Source organism: Agromyces salentinus, from assembly GCF_009749395.1.
In the GTDB taxonomy this organism is placed as follows: domain Bacteria; phylum Actinomycetota; class Actinomycetes; order Actinomycetales; family Microbacteriaceae; genus Agromyces; species Agromyces salentinus.
In genome coordinates, this window is record NZ_WBIR01000014.1 from 82471 (window position 1) to 97268 (window position 14798).

At 71.2% G+C, this 14798-nt stretch carries 13 protein-coding genes; 4 read left to right on the plus strand and 9 right to left on the minus strand.

What is annotated here, in order from left to right; genetic code table 11:
- Positions 1-8 precede the first annotated feature (8 nt).
- A complete protein-coding gene (locus tag GQQ95_RS13445) occupies positions 9-524 on the plus strand; it encodes a protealysin inhibitor emfourin (protein ID WP_157428180.1) in 516 nt (171 codons plus the stop codon).
- Here the strand turns inward: GQQ95_RS13445 and GQQ95_RS13450 are convergent.
- The 4 genes from GQQ95_RS13450 to GQQ95_RS13465 form a co-directional block, all read right to left on the minus strand.
- Positions 436-1128, minus strand: a complete 693-nt coding sequence (locus tag GQQ95_RS13450; RefSeq protein WP_157428181.1) for a lysoplasmalogenase — start codon at positions 1126-1128, stop codon at positions 436-438. The two genes, GQQ95_RS13445 and GQQ95_RS13450, sit on opposite strands and share 89 nt — an antisense overlap.
- A gap of 163 nt (positions 1129-1291) precedes the next feature.
- Positions 1292-1663, minus strand: a complete 372-nt coding sequence (locus GQQ95_RS13455; protein WP_157428182.1) for an FKBP-type peptidyl-prolyl cis-trans isomerase — start codon at positions 1661-1663, stop codon at positions 1292-1294.
- Between the two features lie 309 nt (positions 1664-1972).
- Positions 1973-3175, minus strand: a complete 1203-nt coding sequence (locus GQQ95_RS13460; protein ID WP_157428183.1) for a PrsW family intramembrane metalloprotease — start codon at positions 3173-3175, stop codon at positions 1973-1975.
- A complete protein-coding gene (locus tag GQQ95_RS13465; protein WP_157428184.1) occupies positions 3172-4572 on the minus strand; it encodes an FAD-binding oxidoreductase in 1401 nt (466 codons plus the stop codon). The genes GQQ95_RS13460 and GQQ95_RS13465 overlap by 4 nt, the downstream gene beginning before the upstream one ends.
- A 75-nt stretch (positions 4573-4647) precedes the next feature.
- On the opposite strand from GQQ95_RS13465, the gene GQQ95_RS13470 reads away from it, so the two are divergent.
- Positions 4648-6279, plus strand: a complete 1632-nt coding sequence (locus GQQ95_RS13470) for a DNA-3-methyladenine glycosylase 2 family protein (protein ID WP_157428185.1) — start codon at positions 4648-4650, stop codon at positions 6277-6279.
- A gap of 40 nt (positions 6280-6319) precedes the next feature.
- The gene (locus GQQ95_RS13475; RefSeq protein ID WP_157428186.1) at positions 6320-6991 is read left to right on the plus strand and encodes a FadR/GntR family transcriptional regulator; all 672 of its coding nucleotides are present in this window, start codon (positions 6320-6322) and stop codon (positions 6989-6991) included.
- Positions 6992-7160: 169 nt separating this feature from the next.
- Here GQQ95_RS13475 and GQQ95_RS13480 read toward each other — a convergent pair whose 3' ends face one another.
- The 4 genes from GQQ95_RS13480 to GQQ95_RS13495 form a co-directional block, all read right to left on the minus strand.
- Positions 7161-8144 carry an ABC transporter substrate-binding protein gene (locus tag GQQ95_RS13480; protein WP_157428187.1) on the minus strand — a complete coding sequence of 328 codons (984 nt, stop codon included), beginning with the start codon at positions 8142-8144 and terminating at the stop codon, positions 7161-7163.
- A gap of 79 nt (positions 8145-8223) precedes the next feature.
- Positions 8224-9261 (minus strand): ABC transporter permease, encoded by a 1038-nt coding sequence (locus tag GQQ95_RS13485; RefSeq protein ID WP_157428188.1) that lies wholly within the window; start codon positions 9259-9261, stop codon positions 8224-8226.
- Positions 9258-10802, minus strand: coding sequence for a sugar ABC transporter ATP-binding protein (locus GQQ95_RS13490; protein WP_157428189.1), 1545 nt, complete (start codon positions 10800-10802; stop codon positions 9258-9260). The genes GQQ95_RS13485 and GQQ95_RS13490 overlap by 4 nt, the downstream gene beginning before the upstream one ends.
- Positions 10799-12103 carry an enolase C-terminal domain-like protein gene (locus tag GQQ95_RS13495; protein ID WP_157428190.1) on the minus strand — a complete coding sequence of 435 codons (1305 nt, stop codon included), beginning with the start codon at positions 12101-12103 and terminating at the stop codon, positions 10799-10801. Before GQQ95_RS13495 ends, GQQ95_RS13490 begins: the two co-directional genes overlap by 4 nt.
- A gap of 244 nt (positions 12104-12347) precedes the next feature.
- Here GQQ95_RS13495 and GQQ95_RS13500 point away from each other — a divergent pair, with 244 nt between their 5' ends.
- A complete protein-coding gene (locus GQQ95_RS13500) occupies positions 12348-13295 on the plus strand; it encodes a fumarylacetoacetate hydrolase family protein (RefSeq protein ID WP_246205499.1) in 948 nt (315 codons plus the stop codon).
- A 32-nt stretch (positions 13296-13327) separates the two neighbouring features.
- Here the strand turns inward: GQQ95_RS13500 and GQQ95_RS13505 are convergent, their stop codons facing one another.
- Positions 13328-14794 carry an aspartate ammonia-lyase gene (locus tag GQQ95_RS13505; RefSeq protein ID WP_246205500.1) on the minus strand — a complete coding sequence of 489 codons (1467 nt, stop codon included), beginning with the start codon at positions 14792-14794 and terminating at the stop codon, positions 13328-13330.
- Positions 14795-14798 lie beyond the last annotated feature (4 nt).

Sequence of the window (14798 nt, forward strand, 5' to 3'; positions counted from 1 at the left end):
TTCGAGGCATGGACGTCTTCGTCTCCCGAAGCGGCGGCCTCGCCGGCCTCCGCCTGACCTGGCATGTGCGCGTCGACGACCAACCCGACGCCGACGAGTGGATCCTGCTCATCGAGCAGATCCCGTGGAACGAGGTCCCTCCCGCTCCGCCCGAGACGGACCGGTTCACCTGGGACATCCGGTGCGAGCCCGCCCCGTTCGAGACGGATGTCGCGGACGCCGCGGTCGCGCCGCCTGCCGCCGACGTCGACGCGCACCCGCCCGCAGCATCCGCATCGCCCGCACCGACCGCATCGTCCGCATCGCCCGACGACGACGGAGCCGCCGCGGATGACGGGGGCGACGACGCGTCCGAACCGCGGCCCCAGTCGGGCGCGGGGCAGCACGACGATCCGCTCGTCGAACCCCAGGAGGCGACGCTCGCCGAGCGTCAGCTCACGGGGCCGTGGCGGCAGCTGGTCGACCGGGTGCAGACGACGACCGAGCCGAAGCGCGAAGCGCCGCGAGCACCCCGAGCGAGATGAGCAGCTGCGCCGCGAGGTAGGTCGACATGACGACGAGGTCGTGCGGCGCGAAGGCGTACCCCGGCAGGAAGCGCCCGAGCCCCAGGACCGTGTCCGACACGACGAACAGTGCGCCGCCGACCGCCATGACGGTGCCGCGGCTGGCTGCGAACGCGGCCATCAGGCCGAGGACGAGGCCGTACGCCGCGGCCGGCACCAGCAGGGCGCCCGTGTGCGGGCCGAGCAGGGCGAGGAACCCGACGAACCAGGCCGCGTAGACGAGGGTCCAGAGCGGGGGCCGTCGGCGTTCGCCCGGCATCCGCTCGCCCGGGACCCGCAGGAAGACGGTGATGTAGGCCAGGTGCGCGAGCAGGAACCCGCAGAGCCCGACGACGAACAGCCCGGGGAACGACAGCGCGACGTCGCCCGCCCAGGAGAACCCGATCGCGAGGAGCAGCAGGACGGGCGCGCGGGTGCCGCTCGAGCGGCACGCGAAGACGACCCCGAGGGCCAGCAACGGCATCAGCAGCGCCTTGGTCCAGGTCACCGCCGGCTCCGGCCCCGTCTCGAGGAGCACGAGGTGGACGGCGCACAGCACGAGGTAGGGAGTGAACGTCTTCGGCACCCGCCGATCGTAGCCGAGCGGATGCCCCGTGGCTGCCGATCCACGGCACGGGTGGCGCCGGAGCCATCCTGCTGAACGGCACCGCGGCGCACGACGAAGGCCGGCGGGATCTCGCCCCGCCGGCCTTCGGTGGTTCAGGTGTCGCTGTGCTGGTTCGCCGGACTCAGCTGACGCCGAGCAGGTCGATCACGAAGATCAGGGTCTGGCCGGAGAGGCGGTGCCCGCCGCCGGCGGGACCGTAGGCCTTGTGCGGCGGCACGATGAGCTTGCGTCGACCGCCGACCTTCATGCCGGGGATGCCCTCCTGCCAGCCGGCGATGAGCGCCTGCAGCGGGAAGTTGATCGACTGGTTGCGGCTCCACGAGGAGTCGAACTCGTCGCCGGTGTCGTACTCGACGCCGAGGTAGTGCACGTCGACCGTCGAGCCGGGCGTCGCCTCGGCGCCGTCGCCCACGACGATGTCCTCGATGACGAGGTCGGCGGGAGCCGGTCCCTCGGGGGCGTCGATCTCGGGCTTGCTGTTGGTGTCAGTCATGTGATCCATCCAATATGAGCCCGCCGTCGTGGACAAGCGTCCACCCCCCTCTTGCGCTGACTGCGAACATGTCGCACGCTGGAATCCGAGAACTCGTCGCCCCGCAGAGATGTCGGCATTGCCACACCGCAGGGCGGCGAGTTTTTTGTCTGCCCCCGCCCTCCCGCGACGTTCCGCCGGCTGGAGGACGCCTGCGAGCCTCCCTCCAGCACGCAGGACCTCGCGGGAGGTCCCGGCGCGCAGAAGGTCGCGGGACGATCCACTGCATGCAGACCGGGCGCGGTGGGCGGAGGGTCGCTGACGCGGGTGTCAGCCGGCGATCGCCCGCCGGTCGGCCGCGACCTGCTCGAGGAGCTCGCGCTCGTCGGCGAGCCGGCGCGCATCGGCCCGCCCGGTGACGATCGCCTGACGCGTGAACGCCAAGCGCGTGGCATCCGAGATGAAGCGGCGCACCTGCTCGGTGCGCGGCGGCTGCTGCGCACGGCCCCACGCGATCGCCTGTGCGCGGCCGGACGCGGTGGCGAGCCCGTCGACCTCGTCGGGGTTGAACCAGCCGGCGGCGGCGTACTCCTGCAGGCGGTCGCGCGTGATCGTGCGCTCCTGACGGCGGAGCAGCACGGTGATGACGATCGCGCCGATGAAGATCGGCACCTGCACGAGCAGGTAGAGCACCACCGCGTCGGAGGCGAACGTGAGCGAGCCGTTCCAGAGGGCGTGCAGGGCGACGGCGCAGGCCAGTCCGCCGAGGAACCAGACGATGATGCCCGGCCCGCGCGTGCGGCGAGCGCCGAGGCCGATCGCGACGCCCGTGCAGACGGTGAACAGCACGTGCGCGAAGGGCGAGAAGAGGCCGCGCACCACGAAGGTGGCCCCGAGGGCGGCGCCGCCGCCCTCGATGAGCGAGGAGCCGAAGTAGAGGATGTTCTCGGTGAACGCGAACCCGGCGGCGACCGTCGCCGCGTACACGAGCCCGTCGACGGGGCCGTCGAAGTGGCTCCGCGAGAACGTGAACAGCAGCAGGACGCCGAGGCCCTTGGCGACCTCCTCGACGAGCGGCGCCTGCACGACCGCCTGCACCGCGGCGTCGGGCCCCGCCGAGGTCGCGAACGCGACGGCGAGCTGCACCCCGGTGTCGACGACGAGCGCGATGGCCACCGAGACGGCGGCGCCCCAGAGGAACGCGAACCACAGCGCCCAACGCGGCTCGGGCTCCCACCGGTCGACCCAGCGCACCGCGAGCAGCACGATCGTGAGCGGCACGAGCGCGAGGAGGGAACCGATGACGAGCGTCGACGTGCCGAGCGCGGACGCGAGGTACGCGAAGACGATCGCGCCGATCAGCGCGGCGACGAGGATGCCGATCGGCCCGAACACGCCGCCTCGCAGCCGCCGTCGCGGTGGCGCCGCGAACTGCGCGAGCACGTGCGGGCTGGGGCCCGGATTCAGCGTCGGCCCCGGGGGGTGGAGCGGAACGCGGCCGGAGCCGCCCTGGTCGTGGATCCGGTCGCTCATGCCGCCACCTCGAACATCACGCCGGGGTTCAGGATGCCGGTCGGGTCGAACAGGGCCTTGATCCCGCGTTGCAACTCGAACGAGTCCTCACCGAGCTCGTCGGCGAGCCATCGCCGCTTCAGCACGCCGACGCCGTGCTCGCCCGTGAGCGTGCCGCCCAGCCGTACGGCCTCGCGGAACATCTCGTCGGCCGCGGCCCACACGTGCTCGGGCACCGCGCCGGGTTCGCCGTCGAAGACGAAGTTGGGGTGCAGGTTGCCGTCGCCGGCGTGCGCGAGCGTGGGGATCACGAGACCGTGCGCGGCACCGATGCGCTCGATCGCGCGGAACATCTCGGGCAACCGCGAGCGGGGCACCGCCACGTCCTCGATGAGCACCTGCCCGCGCGAGGCGAGGGCCGGATGCATCGCCCGGCGGATGGCCACGAGCCGTTCGCCCGACGCGGCATCCGTCGAGGTCGACACCCGCCCGCCGGCCTGCGCGAAGATGGCGGCGATCGCCGTGGCCTCCTCGGCCGCGCCGGCGGCATCCGTCTGGGCCAGGAGGAAGGTCTCACCCGGGGCGAGCGACGCGAGCGGGGTGTCCTCGAGGGCTGGGGCGCCGAGGTACTCGGCGACGCGGGCGAGCCCCGCCGCGTCGATCAGCTCGAGCATCGCGGGGCGGATGCGGGCGGACGTGACGGCGGCGGATGCCGCGGCGGCGGCCTCGACGTCGGGGAACATCGCGGCGACGGTGACGATGTCCCCGCTCACGCGCGGCCGCAGTCGCACCGTGGCCTCGACGATGACGCCGAGCGTGCCCTCGGAGCCCGTCATGAGCGCTGTGAGGTCGTACCCCGTGACGCCCTTGACCGTACGGTGCCCGGTGCGGAGCAGGCGTCCGTCGGCGAGCACGACGGCGAGGCCCAGCACCGACTCGCGAGTCACGCCGTACTTCGCGCAGAGCAGGCCGCCCGCGTTCGTCGCGATGTTGCCGCCGATCGACGAGATCGCCCGGCTCGCGGGGTCGGGGGCGAACCACAGGCCGAGGGGGGCGATGGCGTCGTTGAGGTCGCCGTTCAGCACGCCGGGCTCGACCACCGCGAGCTCGTCGGCCTCGGAGACCTCGAGCACCCGGTTCATGCGCGAGAGGTCGAGCACGATCGCTCCGGCGCTCGCGATGGCGCCGCCCGCGAGTCCGGTGCCCGCGCCCCGCGGCACGACGGGGGTGCGCGTCTCGTGCGCGAGGCGCATGACGGCCTGCACCTCGTCGACGGAGGCCGCGTGCACGAGCGCGAGCGGGACATGGGCGCTCCGCCAGCCCGAGCGGTCCAGGCGGGTCGCCTCGAGCGCGGCCGGGTCGGTCGTGACGTGTGGGCCGAGCTCGGCGGTGAGTCGGGAGAGCAGGTCGTGCGGCATCCCGCCAGCATAGGCGGCGCGGGTGATGTCCGAATCCCGCGAGTCCACGTCGGCGGCTCGTGGGATCGTGGAGTCATGCCCGCAGCCGACTCCCGCACCGCCGACCCGACCTTCTCCGAGCGATATCGCGCGATGCAGGCCCGCGACGCCCGCTTCGACGGCCAGTTCATCACGGGCGTGCACTCGACGGGCATCTACTGCCGGCCGAGCTGCCCCGCCGTCTCCCCCAAGCCGTCGAACGTGACCTTCTACCTCACCGCCGCGGCCGCGCACGAGGCCGGGCTCCGCGCGTGCAAGCGCTGCCTGCCCGACGCGGTGCCCGGCTCCCCCGAGTGGAACCTGCGCGACGACCTCGCCGCGCGCGCCATGCGGCTCATCGCCGACGGCCTCGTCGAGCGCGAGGGCGTCCCCGGCCTCGCGGCACGGCTCGGGTACACGCCGCGGCATCTCACCCGCGTCCTCACCGCGGAGCTCGGCGCCGGGCCGCTCGCCCTCGCACGCGCGCACCGGGCGCAGACGGCGAGGGCGCTGCTCACGTCGACCACGCTGCCCGTGGCCGATGTCGCCTTCGCCTCCGGGTTCGGCAGCGTGCGCCAGTTCAACGAGACGATCCGGGAGGTCTACGAGCGCAGTCCGCTCGAGGTGCGGGCCGCGGCGCTGGTCCGCGAACGGGGCCACCGCCCCGCCGTCGGGCGCGCCGACGTGACGCGAGGGGGCGGCGGGGGCGGCATCGCGATCTCGCTCGAGGGCCGGCCCGCGACGGACGATGCCGGCGCCGCGAGCGGGGGCGCCGGCGAGCGCGCGGGCATGAGCGCGACGGACTCCGGGGCCGTGTACCTCCGCCTCCCGGCCCGAGCACCGTTCGACGCCGACGGCGTCTTCTCCTGGCTCGCCGCGCGCACGGTCGCCGGGGTCGAGGAGTCCTCCACGTCGCCCGAGGGTCGGCCCGGTTTCCGGCGCACCCTGCGGCTGCCGGGCGGACCGGCCCTCGTCGAACTCGCGCCCGACGGCGACCGGGCCGCGCCCGGCATCCGGGTGACGGCCAGGCTGACCGGCCTCGCCGACCTGCCGCCGCTCGTCGCCCGGGTCCGGCGGCTCTTCGACCTCGATGCCGACGCCGTCGCCATCGACGCGGCCCTGGCGTCCGACCCGGCGTTGGCCCCCTCGGTCGCAGCGGTCCCCGGCATGCGGGTACCCGGCTGCCTCGACCCCCACGAGCTGGTCTTCCGTGCGCTGATCGGGCAGCAGGTCTCCGTGGCCGCGGCACGCACGGCGCTCGGTCGCCTGGCCGGCGACCTCGGCGAGCGCGTCGCCGGCTTCGACGGGCCGGACATCCTCTTCCCCAGCGCCGCGGCGATCGCCGAGCACGGCGCCGAGGTGCTGCGCGGGCCCCTGGCGCGCATCCGCACGATCGTCGACGTCGCGAACCGGCTCGCCTCGGGCGCCCTCGTCGTGGCGGCCGACCGCGAACGGCACGACCTCGAGGCGCGCCTGCTCGAGGTCCCCGGCATCGGCCCCTGGACGGCCGGCTACGTCGCGATGCGGGTGACCGGGGCACCCGACGTACTCCTCACCGGTGATCTCGCCCTTCGCAACGGCGCCGCGAAGCTCGGCCTGCCGCACGCCGCGCGCGAGCTCGCGACCGTCGGCAGCCGGTGGGCGCCGTGGCGCAGCTACGCGTCGATGCACCTCTGGCGGGCCGCCTGAAAGATCGGATGTCTCGGCGTCGCCGCGCTACGATGCCCGTATGGCCGTCACCGACGAAGCGATCCTGAAGATCAAGGAGATGATCCTCTCCGGCGAACTCGCCCCAGGCGATCGTCTGCCGCCCGAGAAGGAGCTCAGCGAGCGACTGGGCCTCTCCCGCTCCTCGCTTCGCGAAGCCGTCAAGGCGCTCGAGGTCATCCGCGTCCTCGACGTGCGACGCGGCGACGGCACCTACGTCACGAGCCTCGAGCCCCGGCTGCTCCTCGAGGCGATGTCGTTCGTGGTCGACCTGCACGACGACCAGTCGGTGCTCGAGATCTTCGCGGTGCGTCGCATCCTCGAGCCGGCCGCGGCGTCCCTGGCCGCCCGCAGGGTCGATGCCGAGACCGTCGAGCGGCTGCGAACCGTGGTCGCCGGCGTCGACGACGCGACGGACGTCGAAGGCCTCGTGTCGCACGACCTCGAGTTCCACCGCGGCATCGCCGAGGCCACGGGCAACGCCTACCTCGCGAGCCTCATCGACTCCATCTCGGGTCACACGGTGCGCGCTCGCGTCTGGCGGGGCATCACCGAGGAGAACGCGGTCGACCGCACCCTCCACGAGCACCACGCGATCCTCGACGCGATCGCGAGCGGTGATGCCGACCTCGCGCATGCCCTCACCCTGACCCACGTCAGCGGCGTCGAGCACTGGCTGCGCTCCGCCCTCTGATCGGGACGACGGCAGGCGCGATGCGCGCAGGATACGGCGACGCCAGGCGCGACGAGCGCAGGACACAGGGCTCCGGCCGCGGCGTGCGCACGCCACAGGGCTGCGGGACATGCGCGGGCACGACGGAGGGGGCGCCGACTCGTCGACGCCCCCTCGGTTCGGGCCGGTCCTACTCGTACAGGACGGCCTGGATCTCCTCGTCGTCGATGTTGGCGGCGTCGTACCAGTAGTAGCCCGTGTCGATCGTCTCGGGCAGGTCCTCGCCGTTGATCGCCTCAACGGCGGCCTTCACGGTCTCGTAGCCGATGCCGACCGGGTTCTGGGTGATCGCGCCGAGCATCAGCCCGTCGCGGATCGCGTCCATCTGGGCCTTGCCGGAATCGAAGCCGACGACGGCGAGTGCGGCCGGGTCGATGCCGAGCTCCTTGACGGCCTGCACGACGCCGATCGCGGAGCCCTCGTTCGATCCGTAGATGCCCTTGAGGTCGGGGTTCGCGGCGATGATCGCCTTGGCGAGGTCGGCCGACTTGGCCTGGTCGCCGCCGCCGTACTGGATGTCGACGATCTCGATGTCGGGCTCGTTCTCCTCCATGTACTCCACGAACCCGTCGCGGCGCTCCTGACCCGTGACCGAGGTCTGGTCGTGCACGACGAGGGCGACCTTGCCCTCGTGGCCGACGGCGTCGGCCATGTGCTTCGCGGCCTCCGCCGCCGCGGCCAGGTTGTCGGTCGCCGCGGTGGTCAGTGGGATGTCGCTGTCGACGCCGGAGTCGAACGCGATGACGGGGATGTTCGAGTCCTTGGCCTGCTGGAGCAGCGGGCCGGCGGCCTGGCTGTCGAGGGCCGCGAAACCGATCGCGGCCGGACCCTTGTCGAGCGCGGTCTGCAGCATCTGGATCTGCTGGTCGACGTCGGCCTCGGTGTCGGGCCCCTCGAACGTGATCTCGACGTCGAACTCCTCGGCCGCCTGCTCGGCGCCGGACTTGACGGCCTGCCAGAACTGGTGCTGGAAGCCCTTCGAGACGAGGGCGACGTACGGCGTGTCGCCGCCTGCGTCGCCACCCGTCGTGGCTCCGCTGTCGGCGCAGCCCGCGAGGACGAAGGCTGCTGCGACGAGACCGGCGACGGTGCCGATCGTGCGCTTCTTGAACATGCTCACTCCTTGGTGTGTTTCGGATTCGATGGTGCGTTTACTTGCCTCCACGGCCCGGATGCTGCCGGCCGCGGACGGATCAGGCGCGACGACGTCGCAGCATGTCGAGGTAGACGGCGACGAGGATCACGATGCCGACGGCGACCGACTGCCATTCCTGCGGCACCGAGATGATGCGCAGGCCGTTGGTGAGCACGGCCATGATGAGCGCGCCGATGACCGTGCCGACGATCGACCCCTTGCCGCCCTGGAGCGAGGTGCCGCCGATGACCACCGCGGCGATCGCCTCGAGCTCGAGGCCCATGCCCCCGGTGGGTTGGGCCGAGGAGAGTCGCGAGGCGCTGAGGACGCCCGCCAAGCCCACGAAGAGCCCCGCGAGCGTGTAGATGACGATCTTCCAGCGACGCACGTTGACGCCGGAGAGCGCCGTCGCCGCCTCGTTCGACCCGATCGAGAACGTGTACCGGCCGAGGATGGTCTTGGACAGCAGCACCGCGGCGACCACGATCATCACGATGAAGATGGCGACGCCCATCGGGAAGCGGATGCCCGGGATGATCGAGAGGTTCATGATCGACTGGAACTCGGGGGTCTCGTTGAAGTAGATCGGCTTCGTGCCCGAGATGACGAGCGAGAGCCCGGCGGCGATGAGCATCATGCCGAGCGTCGCGATGAAGGGCGGGATGCCGAGCACCGAGATGTTGACGCCGTTGATGAGCCCGATGAGGCCGCCGAAGAGGATGGTGGCGGCGACGCCGGCCCAGAGCGGCCAGCCCAGGTAGGTCAGGAAGACGCCGGCCATCACGCCGCAGAGCACCATCCCGGTGCCGATCGAGAGGTCGATGCCGCCCGTGATGATCACGAACGTCGTTCCGAGCGCGAGGACGCCCGTGACCGTCGCGGCCGTGAGGATCGACACGAGATTGTTGGCCGTGAAGAAGTGCGGGCTCGCGATCGAGAACACGACGACGATGAGGATGAGGCTCGCGAACGCGAGCAGCTGCTGCAGGGACCCGCGCAGGCGCGCGAACCGGGGCGTGCCCTTGTCGATCGCGGCGAATGCGGTGGTGGAGGGAGACCGGTCCGACGTCGGTGGCGTCACGGTGGGGCTCGTCATGCGATCGTTCCTTCGCTCGAGAATCGGGTTGCGTAGTCCATGAGGTTCTCCTGCGTGGCATCCGCGTTGTCGAGGATGGCGGTGAGGCGGCCCTCGGCCATGACGGCGATGCGATCGGAGAGTCGCAGCACCTCCGGCAGTTCGGAGGAGATCATGATGATGGCCTTGCCCTGCTCGGCGAGGCCCTTCAGCAGTGCGTAGATCTCCTCCTTCGCGCCGACGTCGATGCCGCGGGTCGGCTCGTCGAAGATGAGCACGTCGCAGTCCTTGGCGAGCCACTTGGCGATGACGACCTTCTGCTGGTTGCCGCCGGAGAGGTTCTGCACGAGCTGCGCGCTCGAGGGCGTCTTGATGCGGAGCCGTTCGATGTAGTCGCGACCGGTCGCCTCGATGCGGGCATCGTTGACGAAGCCCAGCGCCGACGTGTAGTCCCGCAACGCGGAGAGCACGATGTTCTCGCGCACGCTGCGTTCGAGCAGGACGCCGAGGTGCTTGCGGTCCTCGGAGAGGTAGCCGATGCCATGACGGGATGCCTCGGCGGGATTACCGATCGAGACCGCCTTGCCGTGCATCCGGATCTCGCCGGATTCGCGAGGATCCGCCCCGACGATCGCCCTGGCGACCTCCGTGCGGCCGGCGCCCATGAGCCCGGCGAACCCGAGGATCTCGCCGGCATGCACCTCGAAGCCGACGTCGCGGAGCAGCGACCTCGTGGACAGGTGCTCGACGCTCAGCACGGGCGCCCCGTCGATCGGGCGGGCGGCGGGACGCTGCTCACCCGAGATCTCGCGGCCGACCATGAGCGAGATGACCTCGCGCTGGTCGGTCTCGGCCGTGACCCGCGTGCCGACGTTGCGACCGTCGCGGAGCACGGTGATGCGGTCGGAGATGCGCGTGAGCTCCTCCATGCGGTGCGAGATGTAGACGACGCCCGTCTCGGGGCGGCGGAACCGGCCGATGAGCTCGAAGAGCACGTCGACCTCGGCGTCGTTCAGCGCCGCGGTCGGCTCGTCCATGATGAGCACCTTGGCCTCGAACGAGAGCGCCTTCGCGATCTCGACCATCTGCTGCTTGGCCACGGTGAGGTTCTCGACGCGTTCCGTCGGGTCGAGGGCGAGGCCGAGGCCCTCGAAGAGCTTGCGGGCGCGGCGGTTGAGGCTGCGCTCGTCGAGGAAGAACCCCGCAGCGCGCTGCTCCCGGCCGATGTAGATGTTCTGCGCGACCGTGAGGTCGGGCATGAGGTTGAACTCCTGGTGGATGATCGAGATGCCGAGTTCCTGGGCGTGCTTGGGCCCCTCGATCGTGATCTCCTCGCCGTTCAGGCGAAAGACGCCCGCGTCGGGCGTGTAGATGCCGGCGAGCAGCTTCATGAGCGTGGACTTGCCCGCCCCGTTCTCGCCCACGAGCGCGAGCACCTCGCCGCGGCGGAGCTCGAGGCTCACGTCGTCGAGCGCCTGCACGCCGGGGAACCCCTTGCTCACCCCGGTGAGATCCAGCAGCGGGGTCCCGGCCACGTCGCCGGAGGGTGCGGAATCGGTCATGCCGGCACCTCGCCGACGCGGATGCCGCGCCAGGTGTACTCCGCGATGGATGCCGGGTGCATCTCGGTGCCGGCTCCGGGGGCCTCCGGCACGAGGTAGCGCCCGCGCTCGACGACCGCCGGCGTCGTGAAGTGCTCGTGGAGGTGGTCGACGAACTCGATCATGCGGCCCTCCATGCTCCCGGAGACCGCGACGAAGTCGAACATCGAGAGGTGCTGCACCGCCTCGCAGAGGCCGACTCCCCCGGCATGCGGGCACACGGGAACGCCGAACTTCGCGGCGAGCAGCAGGTTCGCGATGTTCTCGTTCACGCCGCCGACCCGGGTGGCGTCGATCTGCATGACGTCCATGCCACCGGCCTGGAGCAGTTGCTTGAAGACGACGCGGTTGGCCACGTGCTCTCCGGTCGCGACCCGGACCGGGGCGACGCCGCGGGCGATGGCGGCGTGTCCGAGGATGTCGTCGGGGCTCGTGGGCTCCTCGATCCAGGCGACGTCGAACTCGGCCAGCGCATTGACCCAGGCGATCGCGTCGGCGACATCCCATCGCTGGTTCGCGTCGATGGCGATCGGGAAGCCGGGCCCGACCGCGGCGCGGGCGATCGCGAGCCGACGGCGGTCCTCGGCGAGGTCGCTGCCCACCTTGAGCTTGATCTGGGGGAAGCCCTCGGCGACCGCCTCCCGGCAGAGACGCTCGAGCTTCTCGTCGGAGTAGCCGAGCCACCCGGGCGTCGTGGTGTACGCGGGGTAGCCGACCGCGAGCAGTTCGGCCTCCCGCTCGCCGCGCCGCGGCTCCGCCGAGCGCAGGATGTCGAGGGCCTCATCGCGGGTGAGCGCGTCGGAGAGGTAGCGGAAGTCGACCAGGTCCACGAGCTGCTCGGGCGACATCCGGGACAGGAGCCGCCACAGCGGCATGCCCGCGCGCTTGGCCTTGAGGTCCCAGAGCGCGTCGATGGCGGCGCCGATCGCCATGTGCATGACGCCCTTCTCGGGCCCGAGCCAGCGGAGCTGGGAGTCGTGGGCGAGCAGCCGCCAGGTGGCGCCCATGTCGTCGAGGAGCGACTCGACGTCCTGGCCGAGCAGGTGGCCCCGAAGGGCGTCGAGCGCCGCGACCTGGACATCGTTGCCACGACCGATGGTGAAGACGAAGGCGTGGCCCTCGAGCCCATCTGATGCGTCGGTGCCGATGCTGATGTACGCCGCCGAGTAGTCGGGATCGGGGTTCATCGCGTCCGAGCCGTCCAGCTGGAGGGAGGTCGGGAAGCGGATGTCCGTCGTGTCAACGCTGACGATGGTGCTCATGAGGTCCTTTCGTGGGCATCATGAGCATAAACATCCGATGTCTGCCGCGTCAAGCCCTGAGAAGGGCGACTTCACCGCAGTTTCGGACCGCGAAGCCCGATCATACTTCGGATGTTCTCCGGGAGCGATGTGCGCAGGGTGCCGCCGAACCTCGCGATCCCCCGTCGACATCATGTCGTTCGCATCACCTGATCTTGTACGTTGTGCACAGCAGTCGGCCTCGGCCCCCGGATAGTCTGAAGGGGTGAGATTTGCGCACCTCAGAGTCGAAGGCCAGACGACCCCCCGACTCGCCGTGGTGGAGGGCGAATCCGCGATCTTCCTCGACGAGGTCATGCGCCGTGCACCACGCGACCTGCAGGACCTGATCGAGCAGGGCCCCGAGGGCCTCGCCAGGGTGCGCTCGGCCGTCGGCGCGGCCGAGCCGGGCACGTCCGTCGGCGCGGCAGAGCCCGCGCGCGGCGCGGTCGATCCCGTCGCGTCCGACCCTGCAGCCCCCGGCACCCTGCCGCGGCATCCGGTCGCCGACCTCCGGCACTCCTCGGCGGTGCTCCGCCCGGCGCAGGTCATCGCCATCGGCGCGAACTACGCCGCCCATGCGTCCGAGCTGAAGCTGCGATCCGAGACGGCGATGACGATCTTCTCGCTGTGGCCGAACTCGCTCACCGCGCACGGGGCCACGACGACCTGGCCCGAGGACCTCACGACCCAGGTCGACTACGAGGCCGAACTGGGCGTCATCATCGGCCGCCCGGCGCGCGGCGTCCACGCCCGCGACGCGCTCGACTACGTGTGGGGCTACACGGTCGTCAACGACATCACGGCGCGCGACATCCAGTTCAGCGAGGCGCAGTGGTCCAGGTGCAAGTCCTTCGACGGGTTCACGCCGACGGGTCCGGTCGTCGTGACGGCCGATGAGATCCCCGACCCCCAGGAACTCTGGCTCACCACGAACCTCGACGGCAGCATCATGCAGGACGCCTCGACCTCCGAGATGGTGCGCAGCGTCGCCGAGATCATCTCGCTCCTGTCGCGATCGGCGACGATCCCGCCCGGGACCCTCATCTCCACGGGCAGCCCGGGCGGCGCCGGCTACTCCCGGAAGCCGCCCGTGTTCCTGCGCGACGGGTCAACGGTCACGGTCAGCATCGGCGGCATCGGCTCGCTCACCACGCACTGCCGCGTCATCTGAGCCGGCCCGGGTCGCCGCCGCGGCTCACCGGCTCACTCCGAGGGCTCGCCCTGCAGGTCGATCACGGGGATCGCCTGCGTGATCGGCGTGATGCCCGACAGCTTCGACGGCACGAGCTGCGCCTCGACCGATTCGCGGGTCATCAGCCCGGCCTCGACCACCAGGTCGGCCACCGGCCGGCCCGTCGCGAGCGCATGCTTGGCCAACGCGGATGCCTCGGAGTAGCCGATGAACGGGATGAGGGCCGTGATCATGCCGACGCTCGAGCCGACCATCGCGGCGAGGCGATCGGTGTTCGCGGTGATGCCGTCGACGCAGTTGACGCGCAGGGTCCAGCAGGCCTGGCGCATCCAGGTGATGGACTGGAGCAGCGAGTGGGCGATGACCGGCTCGAAGGCGTTCAGCTGCAACTGGCCGCTCTCGGCGGCCATCGTCACGGTCAGGTCGGCTCCGGCGATTGCGTAGGCGACCTGGCTGACGGCCTCGGGGATGACGGGATTGACCTTGCCCGGCATGATGCTGGATCCCGCCTGCCTCGGCGGCAGGTTGATCTCGCCGAATCCGGCCTGCGGGCCCGACGAGAGCAGCCGGAGGTCGTTGCAGATCTTGGAGAGCTTGATCGCGCTGCGCTTGAGGGCGCTCGAGAACGTCATGAACACGCCGGTGTCGCTCGTCGCCTCGATGAGGTCGGGCGCCGACACGAGGCGCTGGCCCGTGATCTCGCTGAGATGCGCGACGGCACGGCCCGCGTAGCCGGGGTCGGCCGTGATGCCCGTGCCGATCGCCGTGGCGCCGAGGTTCACCTCGCCGAGCAGCTTGATGGTCTCGCGGAGGCGCTCGAGGTCTTCGCCGAGCGTCGTCGCGAAGCCGTGGAACTCCTGCCCGAGCGTCATCGGCACGGCGTCCTGCAACTGCGTGCGGCCGACCTTGAGCACGCTGTGGAACTCGAGGCCCTTGGCCGCGAACGAGCGGCGGAGCAGTTCGAGTTCATCGAGCATGGTCGTCAGCGAGAAGGTCATCGCGAGCTTCAGCGCCGTCGGGTAGGTGTCGTTCGTCGACTGGCTCCGATTGACGTCGTCGATCGGGTGGAGCACGTCGTAGCGCCCCTTGGCGTACCCGGCGAGCTCGAGGGCGACGTTGGCGATGACCTCGTTGGCGTTCATGTTCGTCGAGGTGCCCGCGCCGCCCTGGATCACGCCGACCACGAACTGCTCGTGGAACTCGCCGTCGATGATGCGCTGGCAGGCCTCGTCGATGCGCTCGGCCTTCGGGCCGCTGAGCACGCCCACGTCGCGGTTGGCGCGGGCCGCGGCCTGCTTGACCGAGGCGAGGGCCACGATGAGCTCGGGGTAGACCGAGATCGGCCGCTTCGAGATCGGGAAGTTCTCGAGCGCGCGCATCGTGTGCACGCCCCAGTAGGCCTCCGCCGGGATCTCGACCGAGCCGAGCGAGTCGGTCTCGGTTCGGGTGAGGGCTGGGATTTCTGACGTCGACGTCACGAAC

Bases quoted from the DNA above. Each gene is read 5' to 3' on its own strand.
- GQQ95_RS13475 (WP_157428186.1), top strand. From the start codon at position 6,320: ATGGCCGTCACCGACGAAGCGATCCTGAAGATCAAGGAGATGATCCTC.
- GQQ95_RS13495 (WP_157428190.1), bottom strand. From the start codon at position 12,103: ATGAGCACCATCGTCAGCGTTGACACGACGGACATCCGCTTCCCGACC.
- GQQ95_RS13460 (WP_157428183.1), bottom strand. From the start codon at position 3,175: ATGAGCGACCGGATCCACGACCAGGGCGGCTCCGGCCGCGTTCCGCTC.
- GQQ95_RS13480 (WP_157428187.1), bottom strand. From the start codon at position 8,144: ATGTTCAAGAAGCGCACGATCGGCACCGTCGCCGGTCTCGTCGCAGCA.
- GQQ95_RS13445 (WP_157428180.1), top strand. From the start codon at position 9: ATGGACGTCTTCGTCTCCCGAAGCGGCGGCCTCGCCGGCCTCCGCCTG.
- GQQ95_RS13465 (WP_157428184.1), bottom strand. From the start codon at position 4,572: ATGCCGCACGACCTGCTCTCCCGACTCACCGCCGAGCTCGGCCCACAC.
- GQQ95_RS13470 (WP_157428185.1), top strand. From the start codon at position 4,648: ATGCCCGCAGCCGACTCCCGCACCGCCGACCCGACCTTCTCCGAGCGA.
- GQQ95_RS13485 (WP_157428188.1), bottom strand. From the start codon at position 9,261: ATGACGAGCCCCACCGTGACGCCACCGACGTCGGACCGGTCTCCCTCC.
- GQQ95_RS13490 (WP_157428189.1), bottom strand. From the start codon at position 10,802: ATGACCGATTCCGCACCCTCCGGCGACGTGGCCGGGACCCCGCTGCTG.
- GQQ95_RS13455 (WP_157428182.1), bottom strand. From the start codon at position 1,663: ATGACTGACACCAACAGCAAGCCCGAGATCGACGCCCCCGAGGGACCG.